A 19264-nucleotide genomic window follows, 5' to 3' on the forward strand; every position below is an offset into this window, starting at 1 on the left:
CGTGCAGGCGGCACTCGACGCCGACCTGGCCGGCCTCGCCCAGGTGCGGGCCAAGGCCCGGGCCGCCCGCCGGGCGTTCGCCGCCCTCGAAGGCGCCGACCAGGAGACCCTCGACCGGTTCGTCCGGGCGATGGCGTTGGCCGGCACCAAGGCGGCCGAGGAACTGGCCCGCCTGGCCGTCGACGAGACCGGCTACGGCGTCTACGAGCACAAGGTCTACAAGAACCGCTACAACACCGGCTTCGTCGCGAAGTGGATGCTCGAACGGCGAGCGGTCGGCGTCCTCTGGGTCGACGACGACGCCCGGGTGACCGCCGTGGGCTCACCGATGGGGGTCATCGCGGGCATCATCCCGGTCACCAACCCGACGTCGACGGCGCTGTTCAAGAGCCTCGCGGCGGTGAAGTCCGGTAACGCGATCGTGCACGCGCCCCACCCGCGGGCCGCCCGCTGCACGCTGCGGGCCGTCGAGGTGATGGCCGAGGCCGCGGTCGCGGCCGGCGCGCCGGAGGGACTGATCTCCTGCCTGGAGGAGCCGACCCTGCCGCTCACCCAGGAGCTGATGCGCCGCGAGGAGATCGCGCTCGTACTGGCGACCGGCGGGCCCGGGATGGTCCGCGCGGCCTACTCCAGCGGGAAGCCGACGATCGCGGTCGGCGCGGGCAACGTGCCGGCCTACGTCGGGGCCAGCGTGGCCGATCCGGGTGAGGCCGCGGAGATGATCCTCACCTCGAAGTCCTTCGACAACGGCACGGCCTGCGTTGCCGAGCAGTCGGTGGTGGTCCACGACCGGGCCGCACCGGCGTTCCTGGCCGAGTTCGGCGCCCGGGGCGCGTTCTGGATGGACGCCGGGCAGCAGGCGGCGCTGGCCGCGGTGATCTTCGACGAGCGCGGCGGGCTACGGCCGGGCTCGGTCGGGCAGGGCGCGGCGCGGCTCGCGGAGCTCGCCGGGTTCGCGGTGCCGCCGGCCACCCGGGTACTGGCGTGCGAGCTCGACCAGGTCGGCGTGCGGACGCCGCTCTCCCGGGAGATTCTCGGTCCGGTGCTCTCGGTCTACCGGGCACCCGACGCCGCGGCGGGCCTCCGCCGTTGCCGGGAGATCCTCGCGCTGGACGGCGAGGGCCACACGGTGGCGGTGCACGCGTCCGACCCGGAGGAGATCGCGCCGTTCGGCACGCTGCCGGCCGGACGGATCGTCATCAACACCCCGGCGCTGTTCGGGGGGATGGGCTACTCCACGGACGTCGACCCGTCCTTCCAGCTGGGGACCGGCACCTGGAGCGGCTCGATCTGCTCCGACAACGTCACCCCGCTGCACCTGATCAACATCAAGCGGATCGCGCACGAGGTTCGTCCCTGGCGGACCGTCTACGACCCGGTGGAGCTGTAGATGGCGGTGGTGGAGGTGGATCCGCGGGAGTTTCTCGACGCGGCGGCGCTGGTCGCGGACGGTGCACGGCCGGCCGAAGTGACGCTCCCGCTACGGGTCGGCGTCGACCTGGGCACGGCCAGTTGCGTGCTGGTGGTGCTGGACGCCATCGACCGGCCGGTGCTCGTGGACAGCGCGGCCTCCGGGGCGCTCCGCGACGGCGTCGTGGTCGATTTCGCCCGGGCCACGGCCACGGTGCGGCGGCTGCGGGAGTCCGCGCAGGAGACCCTGGGCGTCGTGCTGCCGGCCGCGGCGACGGCCTATCCGCCGTGCATTCCGGTGCGGGACGCGCGGGCCTGCGTCTACGTCTGCGAGTCGGCCGGCTTCGCGGACGTCGTCCTGGTGGACGAGGTCAGCGCCGCCCAGCGGACGCTCGACGTGCGCGACGGGGTCGTGGTGGACGTCGGTGGCGGGTCGACCGGGGTCGGCGTCTTCCGCGGCGGCGAACTGGTGGCGCTCGACGACCGGCCCGGCGGGGGACACCATCTGGACCTCGTGCTGGCGGGCGCGCTGGGCATCCCGCTGGAGGAGGCCGAGCCGTACAAGCGCGCGCACCCCCGGGAGTCGTACCCGGTGCTCGTGCCCGGTCTGCAACGGATCGCGGAGAACGTCCGTGCGCTGACCGTGGGCCACGAGGACCTGCCGCTGCACCTGGCCGGCGGCGCGTTGATGATCCCCGGCGCGGAGAACGTGCTGGCCTCTTATCTGGAGCGAACCGTGGTGAGCTATCCGCACGCGCTGCTGATCACGCCCCTCGGAATCGCGAGGTCGGCGGCATGAGCGGGCCGACGCTGCGCACCTACGCGTTCATCGACCGGATGCAGCCGCAGTGCGCGGCGCACATCGCCGCGACCAGCCCGGGCGACGTGCCGCTGGCCGGCATGGCCGAGCTGTACATCGAGATGGCGCCCGGGAACGAGGTGTTCCGGGCCGCCGACATCGCGCTCAAGGCGGCCGGGGTACGCCCGGCGCTGCAGATCATCGAGCGGGAGTTCGGGCTCCTGGAGATCCATTCCGAGCAGCAGGCCGAGGTGCTCGCCTCCGGGCAGGCGGTGCTCGACACGCTGGGTCTCACCGAGAGCGACCGGATCAAGCCGGTGATCGCGTCGACGCAGTTCATCACGAACGTCCACCCGTACCAGGCCCAGCTGCTGAACAAGTGGCGGAAGGGCTCGATGCTGCTGCCCGGGCAGAGCCTGTTCGTGCTGGAGGTCGCGCCGGCCGCGTACGTGTCGATCGCCGCGAACGAGGCCGAGAAAGCGGCGTCGATCACGGTGATCGAGCTGCGCGCGGTGGGGCGGTTCGGGCGGATGTTCCTCTCCGGTACCGAGAGCGAGGTGCAGACGGCCCGCGATGCCGCGGTGGCTGCGCTGGAGGGTCTGAGCGGGAGGGAGGACCGGCGATGACGGTCTGGGGCGCCGGGGCGGTCGAAGCGCTGGGTGCCGGGGGCACGCTGCGGGTCGCCCCCGGCGACGTGGTGACGCCGCTCGCGAGGGAGCGAGCCCGCGAACTCGACGTGGTGATCGAGCCCGGGACGCCTGCGGCGGGCGGGACGCCTGCGGCGGGCGGGGCGCCTGCGGCGAGGGCCGCGGCTGGGTCCGGAAAGGCCGCGTCCGCGCCCGTGCAGCCTCGGCCGCCGTCGGGGGCGCTGTTCCGCCGTGGCGCCCCGCTGCCGCCGGGGACCGGGCCCGGCGGCAGCGGGGCGGGGAGGGTCGTCATCGTCGGGGCCGGCAACGTCGGGATGATCGCGGCGCTCCGGCTCGCCGACGCCGACCTCTTCGACGAGATCGTGCTGGTCGACATCGACGAGGGCCGCGCGGCCGGCGTCGCGCTCGACCTCTCCCACACCGCCCCGCTCAGCGGCTTCGCGACCCGGATACGCGGCGTCGGAACCGTCGAGGCGGCCGGACGCGCCGACTACGTGGTGATCACCGCAGGCAAACCCCGCACCCCGGGCATGAGCCGATCCGACCTGATCGGCACCAACGCCGCAATCGTCGGCGACGTGGCCGCCCGGGTCGCCGCCACGTCCCCCCAGGCCGTGATCGTCGTGGTCACCAACCCGCTCGACGAGATGACCCAGCATGCCTGGACCAGCTCGGGCTTCCCGGCCGAGCGCGTCGTCGGCATGGCCGGCGTCCTCGACACCGCGCGCTTCCAGGCGCTCTCCGCCCTCGCCACCGGCGGCCGCGCCGACCGGATCGAGGCCTGGGCCCTGGGCAGCCACGGCGACGAGATGGTCGTCCCGCTCTCCCGCGCCAGGCTCGACGGCCGCCCGCTGGCCGAAGCGGTCGGCGCGACCGCGCTCGACGCGGTGGTCGGCCGGGCCCGCGGCTCCGGCGCGGAAGTCGTCGGTTTGCTCCGTTCGGGCAGCGCGTTCCTGGCGCCGGGCCTGTCGGCGGCCCGGATGGTGCTCGCGATGGCCCGCGACACCGGCGAGGTACTCCCGGCCGCGGTCCTCGCCGACGGCACGTACGGCATCCGCGACGTCTACGTCGGCCTTCCCGCCCGGTTCGGCCGCGGTGGCGTCCGGGCCATCGTCGAACTCGATCTGCGTCCGGAGGAATTGACCGCGTTGCGCAGCGCGGCGGAGCGGATCCGGGAGCGGCTGGGTTCGCTGGCCGGGGTGTCCTGACCATGCGGGCGGTGCGGTTCGCCGGCGACGGCGCGGTCCGGGTCGGACCGGTGGCCGAACCGGTGCTGAAGGACCCGGCGGACGCGATCGTGCGGGTACGGAGGGCCGCGATCTGTGGCACCGACCTGCACACGGTCGCGCACGGGACGAGCCTGGGGCTGGGTGCCGTGCTGGGCCACGAGTTCGCCGGGGAGATCACCGCGCTCGGCCCGGCCGTCGCCGGTCATCGGATCGGCGACCTGGTCGTCGGCGGCGACTTCACGGCCTGCGGCACGTGCTGGTGGTGCCGTCGCGGCGATCACTGGGAGTGCGGGCAGCGCCGGTTCTTCGGTACCGGCGGCGCTTTCGGGCCACCGCTGGACGGCGCCCAGGCCGAACTCGTCCGGGTGCCGTTCGCCGACACGGTTCTCCGGGCGATCCCGGACGGCGTGAGCCTGGACGCGGCGGTGTTCCTCGGCGACACGCTGGCCACCGGATACGCCGCCGTGCAGCGGGGCGGGCTGGTCCCCGGCGACTGCGTGGCCGTGCTCGGTGGCGGTCCGGTCGGCCAGTTGACGAGCCTGGTGGCCCAGGCCTGCGGCGCGGCGTCGGTCGTGCTGGCCGAACCGATCGCCGGACGCCGCGACCTGGCCGTCCGCGAAGGAGCGCTGGCCGTTGCCCCGGAGAACGCTCGCGAGCTGATCGACCGGCTCACCGAGGGCCGCGGCGCCGACGTCGTGATCGACGCGATCGGCGGCCCGGCCGGGCTCGACCTGGCCCTCGCCACGGTCCGTCGGCGCGGCACGGTCGTCTCCGTCGGCGTGCACACCGGCCCGGCCTGGCCGATGCCGGTCGCCGACGCGTTCGCGGGTGAGCTGACGTTGCGTTTCGTGATCGGCGACTTCCTGCGCGACGCCGACCCGATCTGCGCGCTCGTACGCTCGGGCGCCGTCGACCCGACCGTGGTCGCCTCCGAGACCGTGCCGCTGGACGCCGCATCCGAGGCATACCGCCGGATGGGGGAGCGCCGTACGCTCAAAACGCTGATCGCGTTGTAGCTGCTCGGGGGCGTCGATGACACTGGACGAGTTACGCGAGGTCGAGGCCCCGCCCGGTAGACGGCTGACCGCACTGCTCGGGACCCTGCCCACCGACGTCGAGGCCGCCGCCGAGGATCTCGCCGCGGTCGCCGGCGAGCTGGTCGGCGCGCCGGTCACGGTGGGCTCACCGGCCGACGCTGAGCCGGGAGGGTCGATCACCGCGGGTGCCGTCCGGCTGCGCTGGGAGACCACCACCCAGCCCCCGGCCGCGGTCGTGCCGCTGCTGCGGCAGGGCTGCGTCTGGCTCTCGCTGCTGCGGCGGGAGCGGGCCGCGTGCGCGCAGGCCGATTCGGCCGCCGTGGAAGCCGAGGCGATCCGGGACGTGTCCCGCCAGCTGTTGTCCGTACGGGACCTGGACCACCTGCTGCGTTCGATCGCGGAGCGGGTCCTGCTCCTGCTCGAATCAGACATCTGCGGCGTGATGCTGCGCGAGGGCGACGTCGTCCGGATGCGGGCCTGCGTCGGTAACCGGGCCGCCGACACCGCCCGCCTGCGGATGCACCGCGGGCAGGGCGTCGCGGGTCTGGTCTTCCTCACCGGCGAACCGGCGCGGGTCGACTCCTACCTCGAGGACGAGACCATCAGCCAGGATTTCGTCGCGCTGGCCGAGAAGGAGGAGACCCGCTCGGCCCTGGCCGTTCCGCTGCGCCTGCAGGGTGAGTTCATCGGCGTCCTCGAGGTCTGGCGTCGACGGCACTCCACGTTCACCGACCGCGACCTGCGCCGCATGGTCACGCTCGCCGACTTCGCCACGATCGCGATCGACAACGCCCGGCTCCACGACGAGCAGGCGGAGGCCGCGGTCCAGACCGAGACCGCCCGGGACGCGCTGCAACGCCAGGTCGCCGTGCTGGACCGCGCCTCCCGGCTGCAGCAGAACCTGCTCAACACCGTGGTCCAGGGCGGTGGGCTGCCCGCGATCACCCGGGCCGTCGCGACCGAGCTCGACTGCGAGGTCGGCGTCTACGGACCCGACGGCACGCGGCTGGCCGCGCACAGCGGAAACCAGCTGGTCGCCTCCTTGCCCGGCAGCATGCCGGTCGGCCGGCGGTCCACGGCCGACGCGCCCGACCGCGGGGTCTGGGCCCGGCCCGTCTCGTCCGACGGTGACCAGATCGGCCTGGTGCTGCTCGCTCAGGGCGGGCAGTCGGCCGACATCATGGACGCGGTCGCCGGGCAGGTCGCGATGGCCTGCTCGCTCGCGCTGCTCCGCGAACGGGCGGCCAGCCGGGCCAGGGCCGAGACCATCGAGCAGGTGCTGTGGGACCTCGTCCAGGGGCCGGTCGAGCACCGCCTGGCGGCGCGCACCCGCGCCCAGCAGCTGAACCTGTCGCTCACCGGCTCCCTCCGGGTGCTGCACGGGCGGATCGAGAACCTGGAGAGCCTGGCGACCGAGCAGGGCTGGGACACGTCCCGTACCGACCGGGTCCGCCGGCAGGTGCTGCGTACGGTCCGGACCCTGGACGGTCGCGGGCTGGCCCTGGCCAGCCTGCGCGGCGACCTCATCGTCGCGATCGCGGTGGACCTCGACCGGGCGGCGTCCCGCGACCGGGTCGACGCCTACACCGCCGCCGTCCACCAGGAATGGCCTCAGCTCCAGCTGACCTGGGGTGTCAGCCGCGAGCACGACGACGTGCTCAACCTGCCGAGCGCGCTGAACGAGGCGCGCACCGCGCTCGCGGCGGCCAAGCGGCTCGGCGGAGAGCACGTCTTCCTCTACGAGGAACTCGGCATCGTGCGGCTGCTGCTGGGCTCCGGCGACGATCCCGACCTGCAGACGTTCATCGACGACGTCACCGGCCCGCTGCTGGCCTACGACCGGGACAACGACGGGTCGCTGATCCGCACGCTCCGGGCGTTCTTCGACGCGGATTGTTCCCAGCGCCTGGCCGCCGAGCGGCTGTTCGTGCACCACAAGACGCTGCGCTACCGGCTGGAGCGGATCCGGCAGCTGACCGGGCTCGATCTCAGCCGTCACGAGGACCGCATGCGCGCGGACTTCGCGCTGCGTCTGCTGCAGGTCAACCAGGCGGCGGTGGAGGAGAACTAGCTCGGAACTAGCTCTCGGTCAGGTGGGTGACGACCTGGTCGACGACGCCCTCGGTCTCACCGTGCGGGCGCGGGATGACGTGGCTGCTGTAGAGCTCGCCGACCCGCGCGGCCGCCGCCTTCCCGGCGTCCACGGCCGCCTTCACGGCGCCGACGTCGCCGCGGACCAGCACCGACACCTGCCCGTTGCGGAGCGTCCGGTATCCCTCGATCTCGACGTTGGCGGCTTTCACCATCGCGTCCGCGGCCTCGATCGCGCCGACCAGGCCCTTGGTCTCGATCATTCCGAGCGCACCACGCGTGACCGCCACGGCCGCCTCCTGTTCGCCGGATTTCCCCGAACGGTAGGCGTGGCCGCGGCCCGGGGCGTTGTCTCGTCCGGACAACGTCCCCGGGCCGGCTTATCCGTCAGAGCGTCAGGGCGCCGGTCATGATCGCCACGGCCTCGGGCATGGTGTGCGACGCCGGGGTGACCACGCCCGCGCAGCGGCCCAGCCGCTGGATGTGGATGCGATCGGCGACCTCGAACACGTGCGGCATGTTGTGGCTGATCAGGATCGTCGGCAATCCGCGCGAGCGCACCTCCCGGATCATCCGCAGCACCTGGTTGGACTCCTTGACCCCGAGGGCGGCGGTCGGCTCGTCCAGCACGATGACCTTGCTGCCGAACGCGGCGGCGCGGGCCACCGAGACGGCCTGACGCTGGCCGCCGGACAACGTCTCGACGGTCTGCGACATGTTCTGGAGCGTGCCGATGCCGAGGTCGGTGAGCGCCTTGGCGGCATCGTCGCGCATGCCGCTCTGGTCGAGCATCCGCAGCACGTTCCCGAGGAAACCGGGCCGGCGGCGCTCCCGGCCCAGGTAGAGGTTGCTGGCGATGTCGAGGGCGGGGGCGACCGCGAGCGTCTGGTACACGGTCTCGATCCCGGCCGCGCGGGCGTCTTGCGGGCGGCGGAACTGCACCACCTGCCCGTCGACGCGGATCTCGCCCGCGTCCGGGACGAGAGCTCCGGTCAGGCACTTGATCAGCGTCGACTTGCCGGCACCGTTGTCGCCGATGATCGCCAGCACTTCACCGGGGTACAGATCGAGATCGACGCCGTCGAGGCCGACGACGCGCCCGAACGTCTTCACCAGCCCCCGGGCGGAGAGCACCGGATCGGTCATGCCCGCACCCTCCTGATCCACTGGTCCACCCCGACGGCCGTGATCACCAGCAGGCCGACGGCGAGCACCCGGTACTGGTCGTCCACCCCGGCCAGGGAGAGACCACTGCGGAAGGCGCCGACGATGAGCGCGCCGAGCAGCGTGCCCAGCAGCGCGCCCCGGCCACCGAAGAGGCTGGTGCCGCCGATGACCACCGCGGTGATGCTCTCCAGGTTGGCGTCGGTGATGGCATTCGGGCTGGCCGCGCCGGCCCGGCCGATCAGGATCCAGGCCGTCAGCCCGTAGATCGCTCCGGCGACGACGTAGACGCTGAGCAGCACCCGGTCGACGCGGATGCCGGCCAGGCGGGCGGCCTCTTTGTCGTCGCCGACCGCGTAGACGTGCCGCCCCCAGGCGGTGTTCGCCAGCGCGAAGCCGACCCCGAGGTAGAGCAGCACGACGAGGATCACGCCCCAGGTGATCCGCCACCGGCCGGCGCCGAACGACTCACCGGTCCAGTTCAGCAGCGCGGGGAGTTCGTCGGCCTGGACGCTCTGCCCGCTGGTGTAGAGCAGGCCGATCGCCGTGAACACGCTCAGCGTCCCCAGCGTGACGATGAACGGGGGGAGCGCGATCCGGGTCACCAGCGCACCGTTGACCAGCCCGGCGAGGACGCCGAGAGCAACCGCGACCAGCACCGCCAGCGCACCGGGGATGCCGCTGCCTTCGGCGAGCTTGGCCGCGACCATCATGGCCAGGATCGTGACCGCACCGACCGACAGGTCGATGCCCGCGGTGAGGATGATCAGCGTCTGGCCGACCGCCAGCGCTCCGATCACCGCCACCTGCTGCAGCAGCAGCGAGAGCGACGCCGGTTGGGCGAAGCGGGGGTTGAGCGCCGAGAACACGGCGAACGCGATGAACAGGACGATCAGCGGGCTGATCGCGGGATGGGCGTGCAGGAGGTGCTGGACGCGCTGGAGCGGGGACTGCCGGCGTCGCGCGAACTCCTCCGCGGCGGTGGTGGTCATTTGCCCCAGCACAGTTCCGCGCCCTTGGTGGTGTCGATGCTCTCGACGCCGGTGGCCGCCTTGTCGGTGACGAGCGCGACGCCGGTGTCGAAGAAGTCCTTGCCGCCGGTGACCTCCGGCTTCTTACCGCCGGTCGCGATGTCCTTGATCGCCTTCACCCCGAGCTCGGCCATCTTGATCGGGTACTGCTGGGAGGTCGCGTTGATGATGCCGTCCTTGACCTGCTGTACGCCGGCGCAGCCGCCGTCGATCGAGACGACCAGGACGTTCTTCAGGCCCGCGGCCTGCAGGGCCTTGTGCGCGCCGACGGCGGCCGGCTCGTTGATCGTGTAGACGACGTTGATGCCCGAGTTCTTGGCCAGGCACCGCTCCATCGCGGTGCGGCCGCCGTCCTCGGCGCCTTGCGTCGGCTCGTTGCAGGCGATCTGGTACGTGCCGCCGGAGTACTTGCCGGACTTCGCCTCGTCGCCGTTCTTCTTGTCGTCGCCGGTGGGGATGCCCATGCCGGTCAGGAAGCCCTGGTCGCGGTTGTAGTCGACCGAGACGATCTTGTCGTTGAACAGGTCGAGCATCGCGATCGTGGCCGGCTTGCCGCCGAGCTGGACACCGGTCCATTTGCCGATCAGTTCGCCGGCGCGGAAGTTGTCGGTGGCGAACGTGATGTCGACGGTGTCGGCGGGATCCGGCGGGGTGTCGAGCGCGATGACGTAGAGCCCGGCGTCCCGCGCCTTCTTGATCGCGGAGTTGACGCCGGGGCCGTTCGGCGTGATCAGGATGCCCTTGTCTCCCCGGGCGATCGCGTCCTCGATCGCCTGCACCTGGGTCTGCTCGTCGCCGTCCTCTTTTCCGGCGGCGATCGTGAGTTTGACCCCGTCGGCCTTGGCGGCCTTCTTCGCGCCGTCCTGCATCGTCACGAAGAACGGGTTGGTCGAGTTCTTCGTGATCAGCGAGACCGAGACGGAATCGCCGTCGCTGCCGCTGTCACCGCCACAACCGGCGGCGGCCAATGTCAGGACGATCGCGGTGACAATGCCTGAAACCCGCTTGTTCATCGTCTGCTCCTTCGCGCACGACGGCGGCTGACAACGATGTCGGGGAGTGTCGACCCTCTGAATCGTGGGAGTCAATAGTGGACGCTCATCGAGTCGCGAAAGGATGCTGCTTGACATCGATGTCGATTCTGGACACGCTCCGGAGATGGGCCGGGCGACGCTGCGGGACGTGGCGCGGTTGGCTGCCGTCAGCCCGAAGACCGTCTCCCGGGTGGTGAACCGCGAGCCCGGCGTGACCGACGCGAAGGTCGCCGCGGTGACCGCCGCGATCGAGAAACTGGGCTACCGGCCGAACCTCACCGCGAGCAGCCTGCGGCGGGCGCGCGGCCGCACGGCGACGATCGGGGTGGTGCTCGAGAACGTCGCCAACCCGTTCTCCTCGGTGCTGCACCGGGCCATGGAGGACGTCGCCCGCGACCACGGCGTCTCGATCCTGGCCGGCAGCGTCGACGAGGACCCGGCCCGCGAGCGCGCGCTCGTCGGCATCTTCGCCGGACGCCAGGTGGACGGGCTGATCGTCGCGCCGGCGAGCAGCAACCAGGGCTACCTGACGGCGGAGATCCTGGCCGGAACGCCGGTGGTGTTCGTCGACCGGCCACCGGCCGGCGTCCAGGTCGACACGGTGCTGATCGACAACCGGGCCGGAGCCCGGGAGGCCGTGGGTCAGGTGGTCGCGCACGGCCATCGCGCGATCGGTTACCTCGGTGATCTGCGCTCGGTCGTCACCGCCCGCGACCGTCTGCAGGGATACCGGGACGCGCTCGCCGACGAAGGCATCCGTCCCGACCCGGCGCACGTCGTGGAGGACCTCCACACCGAGGAGGCCGCCGAGCGGGCCGTCCACCGGCTGTTCGCACTGGACGCCCCACCGACCGCGCTGTTCACGGCCCAGAACCTGGTGACGATCGGTGCGATCCGCGCGCTGCGGACGCTGGGACGCCAGCACTCCGTCGCGCTGGTCGGTTTCGACGACTTCCCGCTGGCCGATCTCCTGGAGCCCGGGGTCACGGTCGTGGCCCAGGATCCGTGGGCGATGGGACGCCTCGCGGCGTCGCTGATCTTCCGCCGCCTCGCGGGGGAGTACTGGGAGCCTGCGATCCACGAGATCCCGACCCGGTTGATCGCCCGCGGCTCGGGCGAAATCCGCCCGGCGAACTAGTACGGCAACGGCGTGTACGCGGTAGAGCGGCACCCGGCGCCTGCACCGCCGCTACCGGTGACTATCCCGGGACGGGTTCGAGTCGGTCTGCGCAGACGATGGGGAGTCGCCGAGGTAGGTCTCCATGGCGGTGCGCAGCGTGTCGGCAGCGCGGGTGATGGTGTCCAGTTGCGCTGTCGTGAACTCCCCGAGCACGCGGCCGAGCTGCTGCTGCAGAGGTTCGAAGAACGCGTCGGCGGCGGCGTTGATCGCAGCGGTCGAGCGCAGGGTCACGATGCGACGGTCGGTACCTTCCCTGGTGCGCTCGACGTGCCCGGCTACCTCCAGACGTCCGAGCAGGATCGAAGTGGCCCCGGGAGAGAGGCCCACGCGTTCGGCGAGGCGTGCGGGTGTCAGCGGCCGGCCAAGATCCTCCGCTTCGATGATCAGCACGATCGCGGCGGCGTCGGTCGTGTGCATGCCCATGCTCCGGGCGAAGCACCGCGACAGTTCGTTCTGCGCTGCGCTGAACGCGGTGAAACTCTGCACCACGCGCTCACGCGCGTCGCTTGCCCCGGCCGGCATGTCGTCGCTCATCTCCCGTTCCTTCGTTCGATCCCCATACTACCTCTTGCCGCCGAATAGTTTTGCTGCATAATAGTTTTACCGCAGCACATTCCTGCGGTGCCGACGGCGTTCGCCGCTGGGTTCACGACGAGGTTCGGAGCACCACATGAACCGCTCGATGACGATCATCGGGGCCGGGCTGGCCGGGTTGACGCTCGCCCGCGTCCTGCACGTCCACGGCATCCCCTCGACCATCTACGAGGCCGAAGCCTCTCCGATGGCCCGTACGCAGGGAGGCCAGCTCGACATCCACGACTTCAACGGCCAGGTCGCCCTCGAAGACTGCCGGCTCGTCGACGAGTTCCGCTCGATCATCAACATGGGCGCGGAAGCCATGAGGTTCCTGAGCCCGGACGGAGAAGTGGTGGGCGAGCTCCCCGACGACGGGGAGCTGAGCAACCCTGAAGTCCTGCGCGGGGAACTCCGACGCATCCTCATCGATTCGCTGCCGGACGGCACGATCCACTGGGGCCGCAAGGTCGACTCGATCGACGCCACCGGCGGCGGGGCGTACCGGATCGCGTTCACCGACGGTTCGACGGTCGAGACCGACGTGCTGGTCGGCGCGGACGGCGCCTGGTCGCGCGTACGGACGTTCCTCTCCGGGGCCACGCCGGAGTACCTGGGCACGGTCTGGGTGGAGACCTTCCTCCACGACGTCGACAAGCGCCACCGGCGAAGCGCCGAGTTGGTCGGCCGAGGCGCGATGCTGGCGATGGAACCCGGACGAGGGATCTTCGGGCATCGTGAGGCCAACGATGTGATTCACACGTACGTCGTCTTGAAGAAGCCCCTCGACTGGGTGCACTCGACCGACTTCTCGAACCGCGAGCAGGCACTGACCGGCATCGCTACCGAACTGGGTGATGGATGGGCGCCCGAACTCCTGGAGCTGGTCACGAGCGGCGAGACCACGCCGGTCGCCCGGCCGATCTGGGGACTGCCGCTCGGGCACACGTGGGACCGGGCGCCGGGAGTCATGCTCATCGGGGACGCCGCACACTTGACGCCCCCGGACGGAGACGGAGCGAACTGGGCACTCTACGACGGCGCCCAACTCGGCAAGGCAGTTGCCGCGTCGCCCGACGACATCGAGTCGGCGTTCTCGGACTTCGCTGCCGAGATGCTGCCGCGCAGCGCGGCGTCCACACAGGAGGGATACCAGTCGTTCGAGCAGACGTTCGGGTACAACGCGCCCGAGAACCTGCGGAACATGATGGACCGCGTGACGACCGACGGCCATCGACGCCGATGACACACCGCCCGGGTGCGAGCCACCGCGAGTTCGAAGCGGCGGGCCGCGTCCGCCGCGGTCCGGCTCACTCCGGCAGACGCGTGGGCACGACGACGGACGTGAACGTGCATTCCCGGCGAGGGTCGGGTAAGTCTTGAGCAGTGCGCCGGCCAGAGGTAGTGATCTTCGACTGCGACGGGGTCCTCGTGGACAGCGAACGCCTCATCCAGGAGGTCGACCTGGAGCTGATCCGGGGCCTGGGCTGGCCCATCACCCGGGCGGAGATCTTCGCCGAACACCTCGGACGCAGCGAGGACGCGGTCGTCGCCAACATCGAACGGCGGCTGGGACACCCGGTGCCGGACACGTTCCTCCGGGAGAAGGCGGCGGCCTACGAGGCGGTGCTGCGCGAGCGGTTGGTCGCCGTGCCGGGCGTGGCGGAAGCGATCGTCCTCTTGCGCGAGGGCGGGATGGGTCTGTGCGTGGCGTCTTCGGCCGGGCACGCCAGGATCCGGCTGAGCCTGCGCTTGACCGGCCTGCAGACCCTGTTCGCCGAGGAGCACCTGTTCAGCGCCGAGGACGTGGTCCGGGGCAAACCCGCTCCGGACCTGTTCCTGTACGCCGCCGCGTGCCTGGCCGCGACACCGCAGGCGTGCGTCGTCGTCGAAGACAGCCCGGCCGGCGTCGAGGCGGCCCGAGCTGCGGGCATGCGCGTCATCGGATACTGCGCTCTCACCCCGGCCGAGCTGCTGCACGAGGCCGACGCGCTCGTCACCCGCATGACCGACCTCCCCGCGGTGATCGCCGCCCTCTGACGGCCCCCGCACCGAGCACTCCGCCCCCGGCCCGGGCCCTGGCGGCTCAGCCCCGCGGGCCCCTGGCGGCTCAGCCCTGCGGGCCGTACGTCCGGAAGATCGGCTCGGCGATGCAGACCGGCTTGGCGACGCCCTCGGCCTCGATCACGGCGCCTACCGTGAGCTGGTACCCGCCCGGCACCTCGTCGACGCTCTTCAGCGTCGCGGTGAGCCGGATCTTCGACCCCACCGGCACCGGCGCCGGGAACCGCACCTTGTTCAGGCCGTAGTTGACGCCCATCGTCGCGTCGGTGACGTTCAGGACCTGCGCCCACATCGGGATCAGGAGCGAGAGCGTCAGGTAGCCGTGGGCGATCGGGCCACCGAACGGGCTCTGCGCCTTCGCCCGCTCCGGGTCGACGTGGATCCACTGGTGGTCGTCGGTGGCGTCGGCGAACAGGTTCACCCGCTCCTGGGAGACCTCGAACCAGTCGCTGACCCCCAGCTCGGTGCCGGCGAGCTTCGGCAGTTCGGCGGCCGTCGTCGTGGTGCTCATGCGGTGACATCCTTCCGGAGATCGGGCTTGCGGATCTTGCCCGTGGCGGTCTTGGGAAGCTCGTCGACGAAACGGAACCGCCGCGGAATCTTGAACCCGGCCAGCCGGGTGCGCAGCGCTGCGCGCAGCGCGTCCGGATCGGGAGGAACGGAAACCACGACGAACGCGAGCCCGACCTCGCCCCACTTCTCGTCGGGCACTCCGATCACGGCGGCCTCGAGCACGCCGGGCACCTCCAGCAACGCGGACTCGACCTCGGCCGGGTACACGTTCTCGCCGCCGGAGATGATCATGTCCTTGTAGCGGTCGCGGATGTAGAGGAAGCCCTCGTCGTCCAGTGAGCCGGCGTCGCCGGTGTGGTACCAGCCGTCCACCAGCACCTCCGCGGTCCGCGAAGGGTCCTCCCAGTAGCCGGCCATGATGTTCGGGCCCCGCACGATCACCTCGCCGACCTCGTCGGCGCCGACGTCGGAGCCGTCCTCTCCGACCACCCGGAGGTCGGTGAAGAACACCGGTTTCCCGGCCGAGCCGACCTTGCGCTCGGCGTCGGCGACGTCGAGGACCGTGCAGCCGGGCGCGGCCTCGGTCATGCCGTAGCACTGCTGCATGGTGACGCCCCGCTCGAGCCAGGTGCGCAGCGTCGGCAGCGGGAGCGGGGCACCGGCGGCGCCGATCGTGCGCAGCGCGGAGAGGTCCCGCGTCCCGAAGTCGGGCTGCCTGGCCATCGCGTCGAGCATCGTCGGCACCGCGAAGAACGAGTTCACCCGCTGCTCCTCGATCACCGCGAGCGTCTGCGCGGGGTCGAACCCGCGGACGATCACCGCGCAGCCGCCGCGGAGCAGCGTCGGGTTGACGGTGCCGTTGAGGCCGCCGATGTGGAACAGCGGCGCCAGCGCCAGCGTGCGCTCGTCCTGTGCGAAGTCCATCCCCAGGAACTGGTTGACCGCGTTCCAGGTCATGTTCCCGTGGGTGAGGACCGCGCCCTTCGGCTTCCCGGTCGTGCCGGAGGTGTACATGATCAGGCAGGGATCGTCGAGCGATACGTCCACGTCCCGGGGCGAAGGGTCGGCGAGGGCCGCCTCGTAGGACCCGTCGTCCACCGCCAGCCAGTGGCGCACCGACGTCTGCGCGGGCAATCCCTCCGGAAGATTCCCGTGGACGACGACCGACGCGCCGGAATGGTCGAGGACGTACGACGCCTCGGACGCCGTGAGCCGCGCGTTGACCGGCACCCAGATCGCACCGAGCTGCCCGCAGGCGAACAGCGTCTCCAGCGCGGCCGGGTGGTTGACGCCGAGCCACCCCACGCGGTCGCCGGGCCGCACACCGAGCCCGGCCAGCGCACCGGCCACCCGCCGCACGCGGTCGGAGAACTCCAGGTGGGAGGTGGTGACGCCCTCGAACCAGAGCGCGTCCCGGTCCGGCGAGATCTTCCGGCGCCGCTCGGGCCAGGAGCCCAGCCCGGCGTTACGCACGGCCCAGTCCCAGCGCCCGGATCGCGTTCTGCTTCATGATCAGCGGCCGGACGTCGTCTTTGATCTCGAGCTTCTCGAAGTCGTTCATCCAACGCTCCGGACGGATCAGCGGATAGTCCGAGCCGAACAGGACCTGGTGCTTGAGCTGGCGGTTCGCCGCGTGCACGAGCTGCGGCGGGAAGTACTTCGGCGACCAGCCCGACAGATCAATGTAGACGTTGGACTTGTGGGTCGCGACCGAGATCGCCGCATCCTGCCACGGCACCGACGGGTGGGCCATGATGATCGTCAGCCCGGGGAAGTCGGCGGCGACGTCGTCGAGCAGCATCGGGTCGGAGTAGCGCAGCTTGATCCCGCGGCCACCGGGGAGCCCGGCACCGATACCGGTCTGACCGGTGTGGAACAGCGCCGGGACGCCGAGCGCCTCGATTTCGGCGTACAGCGGATACACCCGCCGGTCGTTCGGCTCGAACCCCTGGAAGCTGGGGTGGAACTTGAACCCGCGGACGCCCCGCTCTTCGACCAGCCGGCGGGCGGCCCGCACCCCCGCGACCCCGCGCGCCGGGTCGATCGACCCGAACGGAATGAGGACGTCGGAGTGCTGGGCGGCGAGGTCGGCGATCTCCTCGTTCGACAGCGCGGGCTGGCCGGTGGCGGCCTCGGCGTCGACGGTGAAGATCACCGCGGCCATCGCGAGCCGCCGGTAGTCGTCGGCGATCTCGGGGACCGTCGGGTCGTACGGGTCGCCCTTGAAGTACTTCGCGGCCGCGCCCGCCAGTTCGGGATCGATGGCCATGTGCCCGTGCTGGTCGGCGTGCACGTGCACGTGGACGTCGATCGCGGTCAGGGCGTCGAGGTTCATCGCGGGGCCTCCGGGAGCTGCTGGCCGACGGTCTGGGACGACGGGGCGAACCGGTCCGCCCAGACGTCCGCGATCGCGTCCGCCGACCACCCGGTTCCGTCGGCGAACTCCACCGCGACCTCCGCCGGATGGCTCCACAGCGCGAGCCGGTCACCACCGACGCCGATGGCCTGCCCGGTGATATCGGCAGCCGCGTCCGACGCCAGGAACGCGACCAGCCCGGCCGCGTCCTCCGGCGGGCCGAACCCGAGCTCCCGGCGGGCGAACGGCGGCAGCTCCTCGCCGTTGCGCAGTGCCTCGATGTACGGCTTGACGAACGGCAGCGTCTCGGTCATCGCGGTCGCCGCGACCGGCACGATCGCGTTCACGGTGATCCGCGCGCGGGCCAGTTCCATCGACCAGGTGCGCACCATGCCGACGATGCCGGCCTTGGCCGCGGCGTAGTTCGTCTGCCCGAAGTTGCCGACCTGCCCGGTGGGGGAGCCGACGCAGATGATCCGGCCCCCGTTGTCCGCGGCACGCATCTGGATCGCCGCGGCCCGCGTACACGTGAACGTGCCCCGGAGGTGCGTGGTGATCACCGCGTCGAACTGCTCGTCGGTCATTTTCCACAGCGTCGTGTCGCGCAGGATCCCGGCATTGTTGACGAGGACGTCGAGGCGTCCGAACTCGCCCACGGCCCGGTCGACCAGCGCCTGGGCCGCCTCGCCGGATCCGACCGCCGCCACCTCCGCGACCGCGGCGCCGCCGATCGATTTGACCGCGGCCTCGGCCGTCTCCGCGTCGGCGTCGTTGACGACGACCTTCGCGCCGGACGCCGCCAGCCGCTGAGCGTAGGCGAGACCCAGGCCCCGCCCGCTGCCGGTGACGATCGCAACCTTGCCGGACAGATCCATGTGGCGCCTCTTCGCGTCGCGGGGGAGATCTCCGTCGTTCCGAACGCTAGGGTCAACTATTGAGAGTGTCAATTGATGAGGAGCTCATCTAATGCCGTTCGTCGACGACATCGGGTTCCTCCTGTCCCGGGCCAGTGGCCAGCTGGTCCGGAGCGTGAACGCGGCGCTGGCCGAGGAAGGGCTGCGGGTGCGCCAGTACTCCGTGCTCTGCCTGTCGTGCGAGTCGGCCGAGGGGAGGTCGCAGCGCGATCTCGCCGAGGTGCTCGGCCTCGACCCGAGCCAGGTCGTCGCGTTCGTCGACGACCTGCACCGGGCCGGGCTGGTCGAGCGCCGCCCGTCGCCGGCCGATCGCCGGACGAAGCTCGTCGCGCCGACCGGGCCGGGCCGGGCCGTCGCGGAGCGCGCGACCGCCCGCGTGAACGCGCGGGTGGCCGAGCAACTCGGCGTGCTGACCGGCGGCGAACAGGACGTGCTGCGTGCGCTCCTCGCCCGGATCGTGTCGCTGCCGGTGGCCGCGAACTCCTGACCGGACGGCGACTTCGCTGTAGCCCAGGCGCGGCGTGTCGCTTTTTCTCGGGCCTTTCCCGCGGGCTGAGCGCGACGGCCGCCTCTCGCCCCGCGCGGACGTCGTCCCGGCCGCGAGTGGTCCAGACCCGCGTCGCCGAGGGAACAACACGCTGGTCAGGGGCTGTGGTGACCGCTCGGCCGCTCGCCAGGACGCCGGCGCCGCCGATTTGCGCCCTCCCTCGGGACCGCTGTCCGGGGTTTCCGGGCGACGCTCGAGGGGTGCCGAGTTCACGGTTTGAGGACCGAATCGGCGGGGCAAAGTTGGCAGGGCTTGTCAGGCCTGGAAAGCTATCGGTTGGTGGTCCGCAATGGGACCGCGTTTTCGGAGGAACAAAGTATGGCTACTGGCACCGTGAAGTGGTTCAACTCGGAGAAGGGGTTCGGGTTCATCGCGCCCGACGGGGGCGGCCCGGACGTTTTCGCCCACTACTCGGCGATCCAGACGCAGGGCTACAAGGAGCTCACCGACGGCCAGACCGTCGAGTTCGACGTGACCCAGGGTCAGAAGGGCCCGCAGGCGGCGAACATTCGTCCGCTCTGAACCAAGGGCTGATCACCAAGAGCCCGGAGCGCCTCGCGCGCTCCGGGCTTTTGCTTGCCCGCTCGCCCTCGGCCTTCGCCGCCCGGGTGGCCCACACTCCCGGCCCGACCTGCGGCGCCGCGTGACCGGAGCGCTGTCCGGCTCGCGCGAACC

At 71.5% G+C, this 19264-nt stretch carries 20 protein-coding genes; 11 read left to right on the forward strand and 9 right to left on the reverse strand.

Annotated elements, in window-relative coordinates:
* Position 1 precedes the first annotated feature (1 nt).
* Genes ACIBZJ_RS37360 through ACIBZJ_RS37385 form a run of 6 tightly spaced genes read left to right on the forward strand, consistent with a single transcriptional unit; the run spans position 2 to position 7193 of the window.
* Positions 2-1390: an aldehyde dehydrogenase family protein gene (locus ACIBZJ_RS37360; protein WP_395938339.1), complete on the forward strand. Its 1389-nt coding sequence runs from the start codon at positions 2-4 to the stop codon at positions 1388-1390.
* A complete protein-coding gene (gene eutJ, locus ACIBZJ_RS37365; RefSeq protein ID WP_395938341.1) occupies positions 1391-2209 on the forward strand; it encodes an ethanolamine utilization protein EutJ in 819 nt (272 codons plus the stop codon).
* Positions 2206-2835, forward strand: a complete 630-nt coding sequence (locus tag ACIBZJ_RS37370) for a BMC domain-containing protein (protein WP_395938343.1) — start codon at positions 2206-2208, stop codon at positions 2833-2835. Before eutJ ends, ACIBZJ_RS37370 begins: the two co-directional genes overlap by 4 nt.
* Positions 2832-4064 carry a malate dehydrogenase gene (locus ACIBZJ_RS37375; protein ID WP_395938345.1) on the forward strand — a complete coding sequence of 411 codons (1233 nt, stop codon included), beginning with the start codon at positions 2832-2834 and terminating at the stop codon, positions 4062-4064. Before ACIBZJ_RS37370 ends, ACIBZJ_RS37375 begins: the two co-directional genes overlap by 4 nt.
* 2 nt (positions 4065-4066) lie before the next feature.
* On the forward strand, positions 4067-5101 hold the full coding sequence (locus ACIBZJ_RS37380; RefSeq protein ID WP_395938347.1) for an alcohol dehydrogenase catalytic domain-containing protein: 1035 nt from the start codon (positions 4067-4069) through the stop codon (positions 5099-5101).
* A gap of 16 nt (positions 5102-5117) precedes the next feature.
* Positions 5118-7193 (forward strand): helix-turn-helix domain-containing protein, encoded by a 2076-nt coding sequence (locus ACIBZJ_RS37385; protein WP_395938349.1) that lies wholly within the window; start codon positions 5118-5120, stop codon positions 7191-7193.
* A 7-nt stretch (positions 7194-7200) separates the two neighbouring features.
* Here ACIBZJ_RS37385 and ACIBZJ_RS37390 read toward each other — a convergent pair whose 3' ends face one another.
* From ACIBZJ_RS37390 to ACIBZJ_RS37405, 4 genes are all read right to left on the reverse strand, one after another.
* Positions 7201-7476, reverse strand: coding sequence for a BMC domain-containing protein (locus ACIBZJ_RS37390; protein ID WP_395938444.1), 276 nt, complete (start codon positions 7474-7476; stop codon positions 7201-7203).
* 124 nt (positions 7477-7600) lie between these two features.
* Complete coding sequence (locus ACIBZJ_RS37395) at positions 7601-8359, reverse strand: ATP-binding cassette domain-containing protein (protein WP_395938351.1); 759 nt, start codon at positions 8357-8359, stop codon at positions 7601-7603.
* On the reverse strand, positions 8356-9369 hold the full coding sequence (locus ACIBZJ_RS37400) for an ABC transporter permease (protein ID WP_395938353.1): 1014 nt from the start codon (positions 9367-9369) through the stop codon (positions 8356-8358). Before ACIBZJ_RS37400 ends, ACIBZJ_RS37395 begins: the two co-directional genes overlap by 4 nt.
* The gene (locus ACIBZJ_RS37405; RefSeq protein WP_395938355.1) at positions 9366-10421 is read right to left on the reverse strand and encodes a substrate-binding domain-containing protein; all 1056 of its coding nucleotides are present in this window, start codon (positions 10419-10421) and stop codon (positions 9366-9368) included. The genes ACIBZJ_RS37400 and ACIBZJ_RS37405 overlap by 4 nt, the downstream gene beginning before the upstream one ends.
* A 145-nt stretch (positions 10422-10566) precedes the next feature.
* On the opposite strand from ACIBZJ_RS37405, the gene ACIBZJ_RS37410 reads away from it, so the two are divergent.
* Complete coding sequence (locus ACIBZJ_RS37410) at positions 10567-11580, forward strand: LacI family DNA-binding transcriptional regulator (RefSeq protein ID WP_395938357.1); 1014 nt, start codon at positions 10567-10569, stop codon at positions 11578-11580.
* A gap of 51 nt (positions 11581-11631) precedes the next feature.
* On the opposite strand, the gene ACIBZJ_RS37415 is transcribed toward ACIBZJ_RS37410, so the two are convergent.
* Positions 11632-12156: a MarR family winged helix-turn-helix transcriptional regulator gene (locus ACIBZJ_RS37415; protein ID WP_395938359.1), complete on the reverse strand. Its 525-nt coding sequence runs from the start codon at positions 12154-12156 to the stop codon at positions 11632-11634.
* A 136-nt stretch (positions 12157-12292) separates the two neighbouring features.
* Here ACIBZJ_RS37415 and ACIBZJ_RS37420 point away from each other — a divergent pair, with 136 nt between their 5' ends.
* On the forward strand, positions 12293-13441 hold the full coding sequence (locus ACIBZJ_RS37420; RefSeq protein ID WP_395938361.1) for an FAD-dependent oxidoreductase: 1149 nt from the start codon (positions 12293-12295) through the stop codon (positions 13439-13441).
* 140 nt (positions 13442-13581) lie between these two features.
* Positions 13582-14235 (forward strand): HAD family hydrolase, encoded by a 654-nt coding sequence (locus tag ACIBZJ_RS37425; protein WP_395938363.1) that lies wholly within the window; start codon positions 13582-13584, stop codon positions 14233-14235.
* A 70-nt stretch (positions 14236-14305) separates the two neighbouring features.
* Here ACIBZJ_RS37425 and ACIBZJ_RS37430 read toward each other — a convergent pair whose 3' ends face one another.
* The 4 genes from ACIBZJ_RS37430 to ACIBZJ_RS37445 are packed head-to-tail and all read right to left on the reverse strand — an operon-like array spanning position 14306 to position 18003.
* A complete protein-coding gene (locus ACIBZJ_RS37430) occupies positions 14306-14770 on the reverse strand; it encodes a MaoC family dehydratase (protein WP_395938365.1) in 465 nt (154 codons plus the stop codon).
* Complete coding sequence (locus ACIBZJ_RS37435; RefSeq protein ID WP_395938367.1) at positions 14767-16245, reverse strand: long-chain fatty acid--CoA ligase; 1479 nt, start codon at positions 16243-16245, stop codon at positions 14767-14769. Before ACIBZJ_RS37435 ends, ACIBZJ_RS37430 begins: the two co-directional genes overlap by 4 nt.
* On the reverse strand, positions 16238-17107 hold the full coding sequence (locus ACIBZJ_RS37440; RefSeq protein ID WP_395938369.1) for an amidohydrolase family protein: 870 nt from the start codon (positions 17105-17107) through the stop codon (positions 16238-16240). Before ACIBZJ_RS37440 ends, ACIBZJ_RS37435 begins: the two co-directional genes overlap by 8 nt.
* The gene (locus ACIBZJ_RS37445; RefSeq protein ID WP_395938371.1) at positions 17104-18003 is read right to left on the reverse strand and encodes an SDR family NAD(P)-dependent oxidoreductase; all 900 of its coding nucleotides are present in this window, start codon (positions 18001-18003) and stop codon (positions 17104-17106) included. The genes ACIBZJ_RS37440 and ACIBZJ_RS37445 overlap by 4 nt, the downstream gene beginning before the upstream one ends.
* Before the next feature lie 91 nt (positions 18004-18094).
* Here ACIBZJ_RS37445 and ACIBZJ_RS37450 point away from each other — a divergent pair, with 91 nt between their 5' ends.
* Positions 18095-18529, forward strand: a complete 435-nt coding sequence (locus tag ACIBZJ_RS37450) for a MarR family winged helix-turn-helix transcriptional regulator (protein WP_395938373.1) — start codon at positions 18095-18097, stop codon at positions 18527-18529.
* A gap of 378 nt (positions 18530-18907) precedes the next feature.
* Positions 18908-19111, forward strand: a complete 204-nt coding sequence (locus ACIBZJ_RS37455) for a cold-shock protein (protein WP_395938374.1) — start codon at positions 18908-18910, stop codon at positions 19109-19111.
* Positions 19112-19264: the final 153 nt, after the last annotated feature.

This window comes from Cryptosporangium sp. NPDC051539 (assembly GCF_044454545.1).
Classification (GTDB): Bacteria; Actinomycetota; Actinomycetes; order Mycobacteriales; family Cryptosporangiaceae; genus Cryptosporangium.

Excerpts from the sequence above, each read along its gene's own strand:
- eutJ (WP_395938341.1), top strand. The coding sequence starts at position 1,391 with ATGGCGGTGGTGGAGGTGGATCCGCGGGAGTTTCTCGACGCGGCGGCG.
- ACIBZJ_RS37370 (WP_395938343.1), top strand. The coding sequence starts at position 2,206 with ATGAGCGGGCCGACGCTGCGCACCTACGCGTTCATCGACCGGATGCAG.
- ACIBZJ_RS37375 (WP_395938345.1), top strand. The coding sequence starts at position 2,832 with ATGACGGTCTGGGGCGCCGGGGCGGTCGAAGCGCTGGGTGCCGGGGGC.
- ACIBZJ_RS37380 (WP_395938347.1), top strand. The coding sequence starts at position 4,067 with ATGCGGGCGGTGCGGTTCGCCGGCGACGGCGCGGTCCGGGTCGGACCG.
- ACIBZJ_RS37385 (WP_395938349.1), top strand. The coding sequence starts at position 5,118 with ATGACACTGGACGAGTTACGCGAGGTCGAGGCCCCGCCCGGTAGACGG.
- ACIBZJ_RS37390 (WP_395938444.1), bottom strand. The coding sequence starts at position 7,476 with ATGATCGAGACCAAGGGCCTGGTCGGCGCGATCGAGGCCGCGGACGCG.
- ACIBZJ_RS37395 (WP_395938351.1), bottom strand. The coding sequence starts at position 8,359 with ATGACCGATCCGGTGCTCTCCGCCCGGGGGCTGGTGAAGACGTTCGGG.
- ACIBZJ_RS37400 (WP_395938353.1), bottom strand. The coding sequence starts at position 9,369 with ATGACCACCACCGCCGCGGAGGAGTTCGCGCGACGCCGGCAGTCCCCG.
- ACIBZJ_RS37405 (WP_395938355.1), bottom strand. The coding sequence starts at position 10,421 with ATGAACAAGCGGGTTTCAGGCATTGTCACCGCGATCGTCCTGACATTG.
- ACIBZJ_RS37410 (WP_395938357.1), top strand. The coding sequence starts at position 10,567 with ATGGGCCGGGCGACGCTGCGGGACGTGGCGCGGTTGGCTGCCGTCAGC.
- ACIBZJ_RS37415 (WP_395938359.1), bottom strand. The coding sequence starts at position 12,156 with ATGAGCGACGACATGCCGGCCGGGGCAAGCGACGCGCGTGAGCGCGTG.
- ACIBZJ_RS37420 (WP_395938361.1), top strand. The coding sequence starts at position 12,293 with ATGAACCGCTCGATGACGATCATCGGGGCCGGGCTGGCCGGGTTGACG.
- ACIBZJ_RS37430 (WP_395938365.1), bottom strand. The coding sequence starts at position 14,770 with ATGAGCACCACGACGACGGCCGCCGAACTGCCGAAGCTCGCCGGCACC.
- ACIBZJ_RS37440 (WP_395938369.1), bottom strand. The coding sequence starts at position 17,107 with ATGAACCTCGACGCCCTGACCGCGATCGACGTCCACGTGCACGTGCAC.
- ACIBZJ_RS37445 (WP_395938371.1), bottom strand. The coding sequence starts at position 18,003 with ATGGATCTGTCCGGCAAGGTTGCGATCGTCACCGGCAGCGGGCGGGGC.
- ACIBZJ_RS37450 (WP_395938373.1), top strand. The coding sequence starts at position 18,095 with ATGCCGTTCGTCGACGACATCGGGTTCCTCCTGTCCCGGGCCAGTGGC.
- ACIBZJ_RS37455 (WP_395938374.1), top strand. The coding sequence starts at position 18,908 with ATGGCTACTGGCACCGTGAAGTGGTTCAACTCGGAGAAGGGGTTCGGG.